We start from the raw sequence: 15,040 nt of genomic DNA, 5'->3' as shown, positions 1-15,040 counted from the left end.
ACCTCTGTGGTGCGGGCTGGGTCAGGCCACCGTGAGGGTGAGCGCCCCCGTGTACGTCTTCCCCGCTTCGATGGCCGTGGCGGTGCCGTCGACCGTCAGCGACACGGTCTTCCCCGAGGGTGCCGTGACCGCCGCGTCGGAGGCCAGGGTCAGGGAGCTGAGGTACGAGGTGCCGGTGACGGTCCAGGTCGATCCGGTGCCGAGGGTCACGAGGACGCCGTTGTTGACCACCGCGCTCGGCGTGTTGGTGACCTCGCTGATCTCGCGGTACTCGTCCTTGGTGATGGTCGAGACGCTGTGCTCGGCGGTGCTCGCGGAGATGACGCCCTCGACGGTGGAGCGGGTGAAGGACAGCGTGAGGTTCTGCCCCTGGAGGCTCGCGTTGCCGCCGCCCCGGACCGAGTTGTAGAAGTCGCCGGTCAGGTCGATGTCGGTGAAGGTGCCCTTGGCGTCGGTCGACTGGGAGCCGGTGGTGGTCCAGCTGGACGACTTGGCCGGGGAGCCGGTGGGCTCGGTGTAGGTGCCGATGGTCTCCGAGGACCAGGGCTGGCCGGACACGCTGACACTGCTCGGTCGGTCGGTGTCCATCAGCTGGAAGACGACGCCGTTGCCGGGGTTGATCGTGGCGCCGTCGGACCCGTCGACGGTGACGGAACCCGCGACGGCCTTGGCCACGAAGGCGGTCTCGCCGGTGGTGACCTGGGTGCCGCCGTCGATGGTGACGGAGCCCGTCGCGTACCACAGGACCATGAAGCGGCCGGAGTCGACGGTGGTCGACTTGACGGGCAGGGCGCTCAACTCGGCGCTGGTGAGGCCGATGTCGAGCGAGTCGTTGAGGGCGGCGACCGCGTCCTTCGTGCTGTCGCCGTAGTGGGCGGAGGCGCCCCAGTGGATGAGGGCGTAGTCGCCGACGTCGAAGGTGCAGCCGAGGAAGTGCTCGGTGACGTTGCCGATGGCGTACGAACCGTAGCCCTGGCCACCGGTGTTGGCGATCGTGGAGTTGATCGCCGTCAGGGTGCAGTAGCTGCCGCCGTCGACCGAGAGGGCGCCCCACTTCTCGGAGGAGATAGTGGAGTTGATGTACGACGCCTTGGTGCTCGCGCCGAGCAGGTTGGTGGTGCGGACGTTGCCCGAGAGGCCGAGCATCCACGGCACGGTGATCATGTAGCGGGTGTCGCCGGTGCCGGCCGCCGGGTACTCGTCGGGGACGACGCCGTCGGCGCAGTGCAGGGTGGAGTTCTTGACGACGACGTTGGCGGTGGCGTCGGCGATGACGGCGGTGCGGACCACGCCGACGTTGCTGATGTTCGCGCCGTCCAGGACGAGCGTGGTGTCCGCGCCGGTGCCGACGACGGAGGCGCCGTACCCGATGAAGTCGCAGCGGCCGTTGCCGTCGAAGGCGATGGTCGGGTCGGTGAGGGTGTAGCTGCCGCCGCCGGTGACGTAGACGCCGTTGAACGCCTCGCCGTTGGAGGCCAGCGTGATGCCGGTGGCGCCGGTGTCGGTGACGGTGCCGCCGAGGACGTCCGAGGGCACGGACTTGGACTCGTCGACCCCGTCGGCGTCGACGTAGATGGCCTGGCGGAAGGGGAAGGTGAGGGTGGAGTAGGCCAGGTCGTTGGCCTCGGCGACGGTCAGGACGATCTTGCCGCGGTAGGTGCCGGCGGCGATCGCGGTGGCCACGCCGCCGGAGCCGTCGGTGAGCGCGGCGAGGTCGCTGCCGGTCTCGACGCCGTTGACCGTCAACGAGAGGCTGTAGCCGTCGGGGACGGTGATGGCGCCGCCCTCGGCGATGGTGAGCCGGGTCGCGGTGGTGGTCTCGGTCAGCTCCAGGGTCTCCCCGGCGCCGACGGTGATCCGCTTGCCGGCCTTGGCGGTGGCGGCGTGCGCGCTCGCGGGGGCGACGAGCGTGGGCGCCATGGCGGCGGCCACCGCCACGAGCAGGGCGCGGGGGCGGGCCCGGTAGGTGAAGTCGGGCCCTGTCCTGCTGGTCCGTGTCACTCTGAACTCCCTTGTTCTCGGTGGGTTTTCGGGCAGGGCCGACCGCCGGAGGGGGGTGGCGGTCAGCCGGGGGAAAGAGGTGGGGACTGTCAGTCGAACCGGTTGATCAGCTCGATGAGGTTGCCGAACGGGTCCGACACGAAGGCCATCCGGCCGCCGGGACGTGGTGCGGGCCGAGGGCTCATGCGTACGCCCGCGCCCGCGGCCACGAGCCGGGCGAACTCGCTGTCGACCTCGTCGGCCGTGTCCACCGCGAGGCAGAGGTGGCCGTAGCCGAGGGTGCCCGCCGCCTCCAGCGGACTGTCGGCGAGCAGGCCGGGTGCGGCCTGCGGCCGGTGCAGCAACTCGACGCGGTAGCCGCTGTGGTGACGGAGCATCACCCCGCGCAGATCGGTGCCGGGGACGGCGAAGGCGCGCTCCTCGGTGAGGCCGAGGGCCTCGCGGTACCAGGCGACCGCGACCGTCAGGTCGGGTACGGAGACGCCGACGTGGTCGAGGCGCGCGGTCACTGGCGGGCCACTTCCGGTGGGGTCGGAACCTTCTCGCCGCGGATCAACGCCAGGACGCGGGTGCGCAGTTCGGCGAAGCGGGCGTCGGCGCGGGTGGTGAGCTGGTCGCGGTCGGTGCCGAGCGGGATGGTGAGGGTGTCCAGGACGGCGGTGGGCTTCCCGCCGAGGACGATCACGCGGTCGCCGAGGTAGACGGCCTCGTCGATGTCGTGGGTGACCACGACCACCGTGATGCCGAGCTGCCGCCGCAGTTGCAGGGTGAGGTCCTCCAGGTCGAAGCGGGACTGGGCGTCGACCGACCCGAACGGCTCGTCCATGAGCAGCACGGGAGCGTCGTAGGCGAGACCGCGTGCGATGGCCACCCGCTGCTGCATACCGCCGGAGAGCTGCCAGGGGTACTTCTCGCCGACGTCCGGGAGGCCGACCGCCGCCAGGCACTCCAGAGCCCGCGCCTTGCGGACGGCCTTCTTCACGCCCCGGCCCTGGAGCGGGAAGGCGACGTTGTCCCACACGCGCATCCACGGCAGCAGGGAGCCGCGGTAGTCCTGGGAGACGACGGCGATGTCCGCGTGGGGCTCGGTGAGCGGCCGGTCGCCGTAGCGGACCCGGCCGCCGGTGGGCGGGGTCAGTCCGGCCAGGCAGCGGAGCAGGGTCGTCTTGCCCGCGCCGGACGGGCCGACGAGGCACACGGACTCCCCCGGATCCACCCGCAGGGACACTCCGCCGAGCACGTGGTGCTCTCCGAAGCTCATGGAGAGGTCCTCGACGTGCAGGCTCGATCCGCGTGTCATACGACGACTCCGTTGCTCTTGGCGCTCTCGGTGCTCGGGGTGGGGACCGGCCGGGGCGAGCGCACGCGGGGCGCGCGCTGGTGGTACCAGCCCAGCAGGCGGTGCTCCACGAGCAGGAGCAGCACGCTCAGGCCGTAGCCGACGATGCCGATGAGGAGGGTGCCGGCCCAGGTCTCGGCGACGTGGAAGCTCGATCCGCTCTGCAGGATGAAGTTGCCGAGCCCCACGGGCGAGCCGTAGATCTCGCTGACGACCATGAGGACGACGGCGATGGACAGGGCGACCCGGATGCCGGCGAGGATCTGCGGCAGGGCGCCGGGCAGGATCACCCGGCGGAACCGGAGCAGGCGCGGGACGCGGTAGCTGTGCGCGGTCTCGTGCACGGCCGGGCCGATGGCCTGGACGCCGCTGATGGTGTTGAGGAGGATCGGCCACACCGAGCCCAGGAAGATCAGGAAGACCTTGGGTCCGGAGCCGATGCCCAGGGTGAGGATGATGACCGGCACGAAGCCGACGGTCGGGGTGGCGCGGGCGAAGTCGAGGAGCGGGCCGGTGGCCAGGCGCAGGACGCGGACCTCGCCGATGACGAGCCCGGCGCCCACGCCGACCACCGTGGCGAGGGCGAGGCCGGCCAGGATGTTGCGCAGGCTGAACAGCAGGTCCTCGACGAGTCCGCCGTGCAGGAGTTCGTCCCACAGGGTGCTCAACACCTCGGTGAGGGGCGGGAAGTAGAAGCTCGTACTGTCGGCCGTCGCGGCGAGGAGGGCGACGAACACCAGGGCGGGCAGCCACAGTTGACGCAGGACCGGTTTCCACGGCATGGGCTACTCCCCTCCCATGTGCGCGGGCGGACGCCAGCGCAGCAGCCGGTGCTCGGCGAACTGCGCGAGCAGGGTGATCGAGTAGCCGATCGCCCCCGCGGCGAAGATGTAGGCGTACGCCCGTGCCGAGGCGCCGGCCTGCTGCGACTCCATGATCATGTGGCCCATGCCGGGGAGCGTGGTGAGCACCTCGACGCCGATCGACACCAGGACCGAGGTGGTCGCGGCGAGCCTGAGGCCTGTCATGATCGAGGGCACCGCGCCGGGCAGGATCACCCGGCGGAAGCGGAGCAGACGCGGGACGCGGTAGCCGCGCACGGTCTCGTGGACCGCGGGGGTCACGGCCCGGGCGCCGTACTGGGCCTGGAGCAGGACGGGGAAGACACAGGCGATGAAGACGACGGTCGCCTTCATGCCCGGTGTCGAGCCGAGGACCAGCAGGAACACCGGCAGCAGGGCGATCACCGGGAAGGAGCGCAGCATCTCCGTCAGCAGCCGGGAGGACTCCTCGGCCGCCGCGTACACCCCGGTCACCAGGCCCACCGGGATGCCGACGGCGATCCCGACGAGCAGTCCGGTGACCGCGCCGCGCAGGGTCTCCCCGAGCGCCTGCCAGAAGGTGCCGCTGCCGAGCAGGTCCCCGAGGGCGGCGGCCACGGCGCCCGGCCCCGGGAGCGCGGTCGAACTGACCACGCCCGCCGCGGCGATCAGCGCCCACAGCAGCAACACGGCGACCAGGGCGCCGAGTTGGAGCAGTCGGACCTTGGCCATCCCTACTCCCCGGTGGTGGTGGGCGCCTGGTCCCAGTAGAGGGCGTCGTCCTTGGGCTCGGTGTCGAGCAGGTCGAACTCGTGCATCTTGGTGATGACCGTGCGCATCACCGTGGTGTTGAGGCTCTTGTCGTAGTAGTTGGTGTCGTGCTTGTCGATGAAGTCGGCCGGGACCTGGGTGTACTTCTTGTCGATGGCCTTGACGGCGTCGTGGTGCGCGTTGGCGTAGGTGATGGCCTTGGCGACGGCGTCGATGAACCTCTTCGCGGTGTCGGCGTTCTTGGCGAGGTACTCCTGGCTGGAGAAGAGCAGTCCCTGGACCATGCCGGGCACGTCGTTCATACCGTTGCCGATGGAGCGCAGCCCGCTGTCCTTGCCCGCGAAGTAGAAGGGGCCGAAGGAGAAGACGGCGTCGGTCTTGCCGGAGGTGGCCGCGTCGGTGAGCGAAGTCGTCGGCAGGGCGACGAACTTGACCCTGCTCGGGTCGCCGCCGGCCTTCTGGACCAGATACTCGCAGATGAACTGGATGGTGCCGCCGAGCGCCGAGATCCCGACGGTCTTGCCCTCCAAATCCTTGAAGGACTCGATCTCGCTGTCCTTCTTGACCAGGAGTCCGTCGGTGGGGTCGGTCTTGGTGGTCGCCGACTGGAGGCCGGTCACGATCCGGATGGGCATGTCCTGGGCCGCGCCCTTGAGGAAGCCGGAGCTGTCTGTCATGGCGAACTGGGCCTCGCCGTTGAGCACGGAGGGCGCGTTCTGCGAGGTGTCCTGGGCACCGGCCTTGATGGTGACGTCGAGGCCCGCGTCCTTGAAGTAGCCCTGCTGCTCGGCTATGTAGAGCGGTTCGAAGATGGCGCCGTTGGAGCGCAGGACGGTGATCTTCGCCTTGCCGTCGGAAGTGGTGGCCGCTCCGGAGTCGCCGCCGCAGCCGCTCAGGGTGAGGGAGGCGGCGGTGGCCAGGGCGGACAGTGCGATGAGGGTGCGCCGCCGCGGGTGTCTCGAAGTCTGCATGGAACGGCTCTCCTTTGAGCTCATGAGTGCGTGTGCGTCCGCGCGTGGCCCGCGGCGGCGTATGCGGTCGTGGATTCCCGGGGGGCCATGTAGGTGCGGAAGCGCCCCTCGGGGTCGTGCACGGCCCGGATCTCCTCCAGGCGCGCGGAGTTGGCAGGGCTGAGCCCGTGGTCGAAGCGGTCGGCGAGGTTGTTGTCGGAGAACTGGAGCCCGCTGGACAGGTGTTGGATCTCGGCGAGCAGCCCGTGCGCCCACTGCTCGTGGCGGAGGTCCTCCGCGGGGTCGGTCCAGCCGGCGTTGGGCGAGAGGTAGAGCTTGGCCTGGCTGGACCAGCAGGCGTTCGCCCGCTCGGGGAAGTGGCCCCAGAGCATCCACAGCACATGGCTGGTGGTGTCCGGGATGGAGTCGAACAGCGGCCGGGAGGCGGCCACCACCTTGTCGACGGGTTCGTCGGTCCAGATCCCGTCGAGCGCCCAGCGCATCCCGGGCGGGGTCATGCGGTCGGCGTAGTCGTACAGCGTGGCCATCGTGGTCTCCTGCGCGACCACCTCGCGGATCGTCCGGCTACGGAAGGGCGCGCCCTCCAGAGGGGCGAGGATGTTCTCGTCCGTCTCACAGAACGCGGTGGCCGTCACGGAGACGGTCTGGCGGTCGAGGCCGGGGGTGAACCCGATCTTCGCGGAGAACTCCACGGCGGGCGACAGCTCGTCGAGCATGGCGTACGACCACGCCAGCACCTCGTCCCTGAGCTCCAGGGGGTAGCTGTGCACGGTCCGCAGGATGCGGCGCGGTCGGTCGTGCAGGGCGAGGTGGAAGCGGGTGACGACGCCGAAGAAGCCGGGGCCGCTGCCGCGTGCCGCCCACAGCAGTTCGGGGTGGGTGGTGTCGGTGGCGTGCACGAGGGTGCCGTCGGCGAGTACCACGTCGATCGCCTCGATGCTGAGACAGGCGGGGCCGAGCCGCCGGGAGTCCCAGCCGTAGCCGCCGCCCAGGATGAATCCGCCGATGCCGACGGTGGGTGCGTGTCCGGTGGGGAAGAACAGCCCGTGGGGAGCGAGCCGTTCAAGCAGGGCGGGACCCGTGACCGCGGGCTGCACGGCGGCGGTGCCGGCCAACGGGTCCACGGTGATGTCCGTGAGCCGCGAGAGGTCGAGCAGCATGCCGCCGTCCCGCACTCCGTTGCCCACCCAGCTGTGTCCGCCGGAGCGGATGCCGATGGCGAGCCCTTCCTCGCGGGCGAGCCGTACGGCCTCCACCACGTCCTGCTCACTGTGGGCGAGCACGATGACGTCGGGGTACCGGTCGGGCTTGCGCTCGTTCCAGACGGCGTCCCGACGCGCCGTTTCGTAGGCCGCGTCGCCGCGCCTGAGCAGCTTGTCCCGGGACAGCTGGACCATGGACGTTCTCCTCACACGGGGTTCGAGTCGGGACACTACTGTCGACACTTTTCCGCTTCAAGGGATCAGACAACGAAAAACCTGTGGGTTTCTGCCGACACTAGGGAGTTGACGGAAAGTCATAGAGCGTGGCCGGGTTGTCCACCATCAGCAGCCGCAGGTGCGCGGGGTCGGGGGCGATCCGTTCGACCAGGTCGACGAGCAGTCCGTCGTCGGGGGCGTCCGCGGCGATGTTGACGTGCGGATAGTCGGTGCCCCACACCACCCGCTCCGGCGCGTGCGCCACCAGGGAGGCGGCCAGCGCCACCGCGTCGGCGAACGGCGGGCCCTGCCGGGAGAGCCGGTCGACGCCGCTGACCTTGACCCACACCCGGCCCCCGTCGAGCAGGGCGCGCAGACTGCGCAGCGCCCGCCCGTCCGGCCCGGCCGCGAGGTCGACGCGTCCCATGTGGTCGATCACGACCTTGCCCGGGAGGGTCTTCACCAGGTCTTCGAGTACGGCGATCTCCTCGTCGTGGACGTGGAGCTGGGCGGCCCAGCCGAGGCCGTCGACGCGTTCGAGCACCGAGTCGATCTCGGCCCGGGTGGGTGGAGTGCGCAGATGGGGAAGGAAGTTGAGCCGGAAGGCGCGTACTCCGGCCCGGTGCAGTTCCTCGATCTCGGCCCGGGTCGTGCGCGCGCCGATCAGGGCCACGCCCCGCAGCCGTCCGGTCTCCGATCCCAGGGCGTCCAGCAGTCCGGAGTGGTCGCCGCCGTGACAGGAGGACTGCACGATCACGGCCCGGTCGAGTCCCAACTGGGCGTGCAGGGCGCGCACTTGATCCTTGGGGGCGTCGAGCGGGGTGAAGGTGCGGTCCGGGGCGTAGGGGAAGACGGTGGCGGGACCGAGGATGTGGCAGTGGGCGTCGCAGCTGCCCGGCGGGAGCACCAGGGAGGGGCGGCGGGGCGAGGGGTGCGGGGGCGGGCAGCCGGGGGAAGGCGCCGACCCGGCGGGACGCGCGGGCGTCGGTGCCAACTCGGTGGGGTGCAGGGCGCGTTCAGTCACAGCGTGCCGTCATTCCGCCGTCGACGACGATCTCCGTACCGGTGACGAAGCGGGCCTCGTCGGAGGCGAGGAAGAGCGCCGCGTACGCCGTGTCGCGGCCGTCCCCCATGAAGCCGAGCGGGATCCGGGCCTGCCGCTGGGCGAGCAGCTTCGCCACATCGCCGCCCGCCCGCTGACCGGCGAGGCGGGCTTCGACCATCGGGGTGTGGAGCTGGCCGGGGACCACGGTGTTCACGCGGATGTTGTCGGACGCGCACTCCACGGCCGTCACCCGGGACAGCTGGATCACCGCCGCCTTGGCCGCCGCGTAGCCCACCTGGGCGGCGCCGGTCCACCGCAGCCCGGACGCGGACGCGGTGTTGACGATCGCTCCCCCGCCGCCGCGCCGCATGATCGGCACGGCGTACTTGCAGGCGAGGAAGGCGCTGGTGAGGTTGGTGCGGAGCTGGCTCTCCCACTCCTCCAGGGCGAGGTCGACCACTCCCCCGGCCCGGGAGCCGCCGACGTTGTTGACGAGCACGTCGACGCGGCCCGCCAGCCGCTCGCACTCCGCCAAGTGCTCCCGGACGGCGTTGGGTTCGGTGACGTCCAGCACCGCGGTGTGCGCGGTACCGCCCTCCCTGCGGATCTGCCGCGCGGTGGCCTCCAGGGAGTCCTTGTCGCGGTCGGTCAGGAAGACGGTGGCGCCCTCCCGGGCAAAGATCACGGCGGTGGCGCGGCCGTTGCCCCAGCCGGGGCCGACACTGCCGGCACCACCGACGACGGCGATACGGCCCGCCAGACGGCCCAGCCGTCGGTCGGGCAGGTCTTGGGACACGGGATCTCCCTTGCTCGAACGTGCTCGGGTTGCCGAAACTGTCGACAGTTCTAGCCAGGTGTCGACAGAAAGTAAACATGTAGGCCCTTAGAGCTGGACTATTGCGCTTAGTGTCGACACAGGGATTGGATGGGTGCCATGGAGAAGCCCCCCGTGTTCACGCCCGAGGAGATCGCCCGCTTCCGTGCCGAGTTGGCCGCGCGCCGCGCGCCCGGCGCCCATGAACCGGGCCGCTGGTCGGTGAGCCCGCTCAACCGCCGTACGGACGTGGTGGGTTCACTTCCGACGGAAGTCCGCCTGCGGGACGCGACGCTGCGCTCGGTGGAGACGCTGCCGGGTGTCGTCGCGAGCGCCGGGGCCAAGGCCGCCTTCCTGCGCCGGCTGGTCGGCAGCGGGGTGCCCGAGGTCGTCACGGCGGGCCTCGGCGGGCGCGACGACTCGGCACTCAAGGAGGAGATCGCGCTGGTCAAGGGCGAGAACCCGGACTGCCGGGTGGTGTGCCCGCTGATGCGCTCGCCGGAGGACGTCGACCGCGCGGCCGCGGCCGGTTACGACGCCGTACAGGTGTGGGTGCAGGGGTTCAGCGAGACCTCGCGGATCTACCGGCCGGCGGTCTACGCCAAGGCGTGGCGCGGCGAGGAGTGGCGCACCGAGGACATCCCGAGCGACCGGGCGGCCGTACTGGAGCGGGCGGCGCGGCTGGTGTCGTACGCCCGGGAGCGCGGCCTGGAGGTCATCGTGCCGCTGCTGATGGTGTCGTACGCGACCGAGGAGGGCCACGAGGAGGCGGTGCGGGTGCTGGCCGGGGCGGGTGCGGGCGAGCTGACCCTCTTCGACGGGCCGGGCGGGATGAGTCCCGAGGCGTACGCGCATCTGGTGCGGCTCACCCGGACTTTCGCGCCGGAGGTCGAGGTCGGGCTGCATCCGCACAACACCTTCGGTCTGGCCGTCGGTTGTGCGGTGGCCGCCGTCCGCGCCGGGGCCTCGGCCGTCGAGCTGTCGGTCAACGGCTACTGCGGCGGCCCCGGCAACGCCGACCTCGCCGCCACCGCGCTCGCCTTCGAGGCCCTCTACGGCGTCCGGACCGGGATCCGCACCGAGCGGCTCACCGAACTCGCCCGCACGGGACAGGAACTGACGGGCTATCACACCGCCTGGAACCACCCGGTGACCGGCACCCACGCCTTCTGCTGGGGCGGCCTGGACTTCATCACCCAGGAGGCGGCGATCGACCCGCTCCTCCACAACTGCGTGGAGCCGGAGTCGGTCGGGAACGTCCGTGCGGTGCCCTTCACTCCCGACAGCGGCCCCTACACGCTGGCCGACCGGCTGACGGATCTGGGTATCGCGGGCTTCGGGCCTGCCGAGGTGGACGAGATCCTCGTACGGGCAAGGGAGTTGATGGCGGGCGAGGGGCGGCTGGTCACGGACGTGGATCTGGCGGCGCTGGCAGCTGCTGTCATCCCTTCACCGCCCCGGACGTGAGGCCCTGCACGATGTGCCGACTGGCGAAGGCGAAGAGCAGCATCGTGGGCAGGATGGTGAGGACGGCCGCCGCGGACATCGAGCCCCAGTCGATGTTGAAGCTGGAGATGAAGCCGTTGAGGGCGGTGGGGACCGTCTTGTTGCTGTCGCTGTTCATCAGGGTCACCGAAAGGAACAGCTCGTTCCAGCAGTTGACGAAGTTGAAGATGAACGCGGCGACGATCCCCGGCCGCATCACGGGCAGCAGGACGCGGAACAGCGCGCCGAAACGAGAGAGGCCGTCGATCATGGCGGCCTCCTCCAGCGCGTCCGGGATGTTCTCGAAGAAGCCGCGCAGCATCACCGTGCAGAACGGCACGCAGACCGCGATGTAGACGAGGATCAACCCCAGCCGGTTGTCGACCAGTTGAAGGTCGGTCATCAGCAGGTAGAGCGGTCCGAGCGCGATGAACGACGGGATCATCTGGGTGACCAGGGCGGCCATCAGCAGCGCGGTCTTGGTGCGGAACTCGAAGCGGGCCAGCACGTACGCCGAGAGCATCGCGATCGCCGTGGCCACCGCGCCCGCGACGGTGGCCACCACCAGGCTGTTGGTGAGGTAGGTCCCGAAGTCCGCGGTGCCGAACAGGCCGGTGTAGTTCTCGAAGGAGAGGTGCGCGGGCCAGTAGTCGATCGGGAAGCGGAAGATGTCGCCGGGCGCCTTGAGCGAGGTGACGGTGATCCAGTACAGCGGGAAGACGGTGAAGAGGAGCCACAGTCCGAGGAAGGTGAACTTCACGGCCCGGCCCGCCGGGGTCTCCTTGCCGATCATGCGACGGCTCCCTTCTTCTCACGCGTCGACTTCTCGCGTGTCGCCATGAGGAAGAACACCGAGAACAGCAGCAGTCCGGCCACCACCAGGAGGCCGAGCGCGGAAGCCCTGCCGTAGTCGCCCTGTTGGGTGATCTTGATCATCCAGGTGGTCACGATGTGCGTCTCGTCGTCCGGCCCGCCGCCGGTCATCCCGAAGATCAGATCGGGGAAGTTGAAGATCCAGATCACCCGGAGGAGGACGGTGAGCGCGAGGGTCGTACGGATGTAGGGGATCGTGATCTGGAAGAGCGTGCGCGCCTTGCCCGCGCCGTCCAGCGCCGCCGCCTCGTACAGCTCGTCGGGGATCGACTGCAGCGCGGCCAGGATCATGATCGCGAAGAAGGTGACGCCGTACCAGACGTTGGCGACGAGCACGGCGGCCATCGCCTTGTCCGGGTCGGCGAGCCAGGCGATCGGTTCGTCGATCAACCCGGCTTTCTGGAGCAGGTCGTTGACCACGCCGAACTCGCTGTTGAACAGCCAGCGGAACAGGATGCCGATGAGGAAGCCGGAGATCGCCCAGGGGAAGAAGACCAGCGCCTGGTAGAGGCCCCGCAGCGGGAAGCGGCGGCGCAGCCACAGGGCCAGCGCGAAGCCGATCACCAGCTGCGGGACGATCGAACCGACCACCCAGACCGCGGTGTTGGTCAGCACGGTCCCCCAGGCGGGGTCACCGAAGACGTCCTGGAAGTTCTTCAGGCCGACCCACGAGGTGTCGGTGAGGTCGGTCAACTTCCAGTTGCGGAAGGCCATCTGGCCGCCCGCGATCATCGGGTAGTAGGTGAACACCGAGACGATGAGCACGGCGGGCGCCAGGTAGGCGGCGATGAGCAGGCCTCGGCGGGTGGTGAACTGCCATTTGCGAGCGCCCGCTTGGACGCTACGGGCCGCTGGACGGACTCTCTCGTCTACTGCCACTTCTCGGTCCAGAACTCGTCCCAGCCCGCCAGCAGCTTCTTCGGGGTCGTCCGGCCGAGGATCAGCTTCTGCACGTCGGCGTCGGCCTTCTGCTGCCACTCCGTCCACCAGGAGACCCCGCGCGGCTGGGTGACCACCAGGTACTTGTCGGGGTGCTCGGTCATGGTGACGTAGCTCGACCAGGGACCGGTCTTGTAGAAGGAGTCGCTGGTGGCCGACTTGAGGATCGGCACCAGGCTGTTCTTCTTGGTGAAGGTGGTGGACGCCTCGCCCTGTGAGAGGAACTCGACGAGCTTCACGGCTTCGGCCGTGTGCTTGCTGCCCTTCGCGATGCCCCAGCCGGCGGTTGCCAGCGGCTGGACGCTCTTGCCGCTGGGCCCGGCGACCAGCGGCGCGGTGCTCCACTGGCTCCGGGTGATCGACTTGGACTGTGCGACGGTGGCGATCACCTCGGGGTCCTGGAGCAGGAACGCCGTGGAGCCGTTGGAGAAGCCCTCGACCATCTCCGGATAGCCCCAGGAGACCGAGGACTTGGGGGACGCCTTCTTGAAGAGTTCGAGGTAGGTCTCCATCGCGTCCTCCGCCTCGGGCGCGGTGAAGATGGTCCGGCCGTTCTTCAGCTTGAAGCCGTTGGCCGGGTCGATCTGGTCGGCGACGTACGCCTCGATGATCGCGGTGGCGTTGCTGTTGGCGTTGGCGCCGCCGCGGAAGGCGTAGCCGTAACGGCGCTCGCCCGGGTCGTTGATGGCGGACGCCTGCTTGAGCAACTCCTCCCAGCTGCCCGGGGGTTGGCCGAACCCGGCCTTCTTGATGAGGTCGGTGCGGTAGAAGAGGCTCAGGCCGTAGAAGCCGTAGGGGATGAAGTAGGTGCGGCCCTTGGCGTCCTGGCTGGCCTTGACGGCGTTCTCCGTCATGGCGTCCCAGCCCTGCCAGCCGGCGAGGTCCGTCTTCATGTCGTGGAGCCAGCCGTTGTTCGACCAGGGGCCGACGGTGATGTCGCGGACCTCCAGGACGTCGACGCCGCTGCCGGACTGGAGCATCTGCTGGATCTTCTGGTCGGCCTGCTCGGTGGGCGGGGAGACCAGGTTGACCTTGATCTTGGGGTTCTGCTTCTGGAAGTCGGCGATCAGGTCCTTGAGCAGCGCGGTGCGGGTCGGGTTGGTCAGGCTCTCGACCATGGTGAGCGTGACCGTGCCGTCCGCGGCCGGGCTCATGGTGGAACAGCCGGTCAGGACCATCGCGGCGGCGGTGCCGAGCGCGAGGACCGCGGTCCTTCTTCTCATCGTGCTGACCTCTTCCCTGTGATGTCGCGGGCCCAGGCGCCGAGGGCGGGGACGCAGGCCTCGGCGAAGTACTCGTAGTCGGCCGGGGTGTTGTAGACGTGGGCGGACAGCCGCAGGTACCCGATGCCGTCGAAGCTGGTGAAGGCCGCCTCGACGGCCAGTTCGTCGGCGACCCGGTCGCGGAGCGCGTCGGCGTCCTCGCGGGTGGGGCCCAGGCCGTCCGGGAGCCGGACCAGGCGCATGCCGGGGACGGGCATGCCGACGTCAACAGCGCTGTCCGCGTGGGTGAGTCGGGCGCCGATCACCTGGGCGCCGTAGTCGGCCAGCTCGTCCATGTAGCGGCGGGCCTCGGGCCAGCTCCAGGTGCGGTCGACGAAGTCCAGGGCGGTCGGGGCGGCCAGGTAGGCGGTGGCGTCGATCGTGCCCTGCTGGTCGAAGCGGTCGGGGTACGGATCGCGGGCGCCCCAGGAGTCGATGAGCGGGTAGAGCTCGTCGCGGAGCGGACCGCGGGCGACCAGGGCCGCGGTGCCGCGCGGGGCACAGCCCCATTTGTGCAGGTTGCCGGTCCAGAAGTCGTACGTCGCGTCCGCGAGGGGGGCTTCGAGGAGACCGGGTGAGTGGGCGCCGTCCACGAGGACGGGGATGCCCCGGCGACGCGCCTCCGCGCCGATCCGCTCCACGGGGAGGCGGCGCGCGGTGGCCGAGGTGATCTGGTCGACGACCACCAGGTCGGTGGCGTCGGCGAGTTCGGCGACCACGGCCTCGTACGCCTCGTCCTCGTCCGCGGCCAGCGGCACCCGGGCGGTGCGCACCCGGCCGCCCCAGCGGCGGGCGAGCCGTTCGGCGCCCATGGTCACGGCGCCGTAGCCGTGGTCGGTGACGACGATCTCGCCACCGCGCCGCCGGGTGAGGGCCTGGTAGACGACGCTGGCGCCGGCGCTGGCGTTCGGGACCAGCGCCAGGTCACCGGCGTCGACGCGCAGGAAGGCGGCGAGGTCGGTGCGGGCGGCGGCGATCCGGCCGGGCAGCGCCGGGAACCACACCACGGGCGAGCGTTCCATCTCCGCCCGCAGCAGCGCCTGTCGCTCCTGGGCCACCAGCGGGACGGCGCCGAAGGAACCGTGGTTGAGGTGCTTGAGGGCGGGGTCCAGGGACCAGGCCGCGGCGGCGGGCCGGCCGTCAGCCAGCGTCAGCGGCGCGGGCGCGGTGGTCACCTCTGTCTCGCTCACAGGACTCCCTATCATCGGACATCACCGGGTGACTCATATGATGACTCGGCATCCTGGCATGCGAAATCGGAGGCGTACAGAGGCGGAACCGTGAAAGTCATCAGATGACTT

The 15,040-nt window shown here is 70.1% G+C and carries 14 protein-coding genes; 1 reads left to right on the top strand and 13 read right to left on the bottom strand.

Features of this window, described 5'->3' with window-relative positions:
- Positions 1-21: 21 nt before the first annotated feature.
- The 9 genes from ABZ896_RS14055 to ABZ896_RS14015 form a co-directional block, all read right to left on the bottom strand.
- The gene (locus ABZ896_RS14055; RefSeq protein WP_360927043.1) at positions 22-2,001 is read right to left on the bottom strand and encodes a hypothetical protein; all 1,980 of its coding nucleotides are present in this window, start codon (positions 1,999-2,001) and stop codon (positions 22-24) included.
- Between the two features lie 89 nt (positions 2,002-2,090).
- Positions 2,091-2,510 (bottom strand): VOC family protein, encoded by a 420-nt coding sequence (locus ABZ896_RS14050; protein WP_360927040.1) that lies wholly within the window; start codon positions 2,508-2,510, stop codon positions 2,091-2,093.
- On the bottom strand, positions 2,507-3,301 hold the full coding sequence (locus ABZ896_RS14045) for an ABC transporter ATP-binding protein (RefSeq protein ID WP_360927038.1): 795 nt from the start codon (positions 3,299-3,301) through the stop codon (positions 2,507-2,509). Before ABZ896_RS14045 ends, ABZ896_RS14050 begins: the two co-directional genes overlap by 4 nt.
- Positions 3,298-4,122 (bottom strand): ABC transporter permease, encoded by an 825-nt coding sequence (locus ABZ896_RS14040; RefSeq protein WP_360927035.1) that lies wholly within the window; start codon positions 4,120-4,122, stop codon positions 3,298-3,300. The genes ABZ896_RS14045 and ABZ896_RS14040 overlap by 4 nt, the downstream gene beginning before the upstream one ends.
- 3 nt (positions 4,123-4,125) lie before the next feature.
- On the bottom strand, positions 4,126-4,893 hold the full coding sequence (locus ABZ896_RS14035) for an ABC transporter permease (protein ID WP_360927033.1): 768 nt from the start codon (positions 4,891-4,893) through the stop codon (positions 4,126-4,128).
- Between the two features lie 2 nt (positions 4,894-4,895).
- Entirely contained in the window at positions 4,896-5,903 is a 1,008-nt protein-coding gene (locus ABZ896_RS14030; RefSeq protein WP_360927030.1) for an ABC transporter substrate-binding protein, read from the bottom strand.
- Between the two features lie 20 nt (positions 5,904-5,923).
- A complete protein-coding gene (locus ABZ896_RS14025; protein ID WP_360927027.1) occupies positions 5,924-7,300 on the bottom strand; it encodes an FAD-binding oxidoreductase in 1,377 nt (458 codons plus the stop codon).
- A gap of 100 nt (positions 7,301-7,400) precedes the next feature.
- Complete coding sequence (locus ABZ896_RS14020) at positions 7,401-8,345, bottom strand: amidohydrolase family protein (protein ID WP_360927024.1); 945 nt, start codon at positions 8,343-8,345, stop codon at positions 7,401-7,403.
- Positions 8,338-9,162 (bottom strand): SDR family NAD(P)-dependent oxidoreductase, encoded by an 825-nt coding sequence (locus tag ABZ896_RS14015; RefSeq protein ID WP_360927021.1) that lies wholly within the window; start codon positions 9,160-9,162, stop codon positions 8,338-8,340. The genes ABZ896_RS14020 and ABZ896_RS14015 overlap by 8 nt, the downstream gene beginning before the upstream one ends.
- Before the next feature lie 138 nt (positions 9,163-9,300).
- Between ABZ896_RS14015 and ABZ896_RS14010 the strand changes: the two genes are divergently transcribed.
- Entirely contained in the window at positions 9,301-10,647 is a 1,347-nt protein-coding gene (locus tag ABZ896_RS14010) for a hypothetical protein (protein ID WP_360927018.1), read from the top strand.
- Here ABZ896_RS14010 and ABZ896_RS14005 read toward each other — a convergent pair.
- Genes ABZ896_RS14005 through ABZ896_RS13990 form a run of 4 tightly spaced genes read right to left on the bottom strand, consistent with a single transcriptional unit; the run spans position 10,622 to position 14,929 of the window.
- The gene (locus ABZ896_RS14005; RefSeq protein WP_360927015.1) at positions 10,622-11,458 is read right to left on the bottom strand and encodes a carbohydrate ABC transporter permease; all 837 of its coding nucleotides are present in this window, start codon (positions 11,456-11,458) and stop codon (positions 10,622-10,624) included. The two genes, ABZ896_RS14010 and ABZ896_RS14005, sit on opposite strands and share 26 nt — an antisense overlap.
- Entirely contained in the window at positions 11,455-12,417 is a 963-nt protein-coding gene (locus ABZ896_RS14000; protein WP_360927012.1) for a sugar ABC transporter permease, read from the bottom strand. The genes ABZ896_RS14005 and ABZ896_RS14000 overlap by 4 nt, the downstream gene beginning before the upstream one ends.
- Positions 12,408-13,700 carry a sugar ABC transporter substrate-binding protein gene (locus ABZ896_RS13995; RefSeq protein WP_360927009.1) on the bottom strand — a complete coding sequence of 431 codons (1,293 nt, stop codon included), beginning with the start codon at positions 13,698-13,700 and terminating at the stop codon, positions 12,408-12,410. Before ABZ896_RS13995 ends, ABZ896_RS14000 begins: the two co-directional genes overlap by 10 nt.
- Entirely contained in the window at positions 13,697-14,929 is a 1,233-nt protein-coding gene (locus ABZ896_RS13990) for an aminotransferase class V-fold PLP-dependent enzyme (RefSeq protein ID WP_360927006.1), read from the bottom strand. Before ABZ896_RS13990 ends, ABZ896_RS13995 begins: the two co-directional genes overlap by 4 nt.
- Positions 14,930-15,040 lie beyond the last annotated feature (111 nt).

The organism is Streptomyces sp. NPDC047072, assembly GCF_040643855.1.
Lineage (GTDB): Bacteria > Actinomycetota > Actinomycetes > Streptomycetales > Streptomycetaceae > Streptomyces.
Note: the sequence above shows the minus strand (reverse complement) of the source record. Positions and strands in the feature narration are given on the sequence as shown.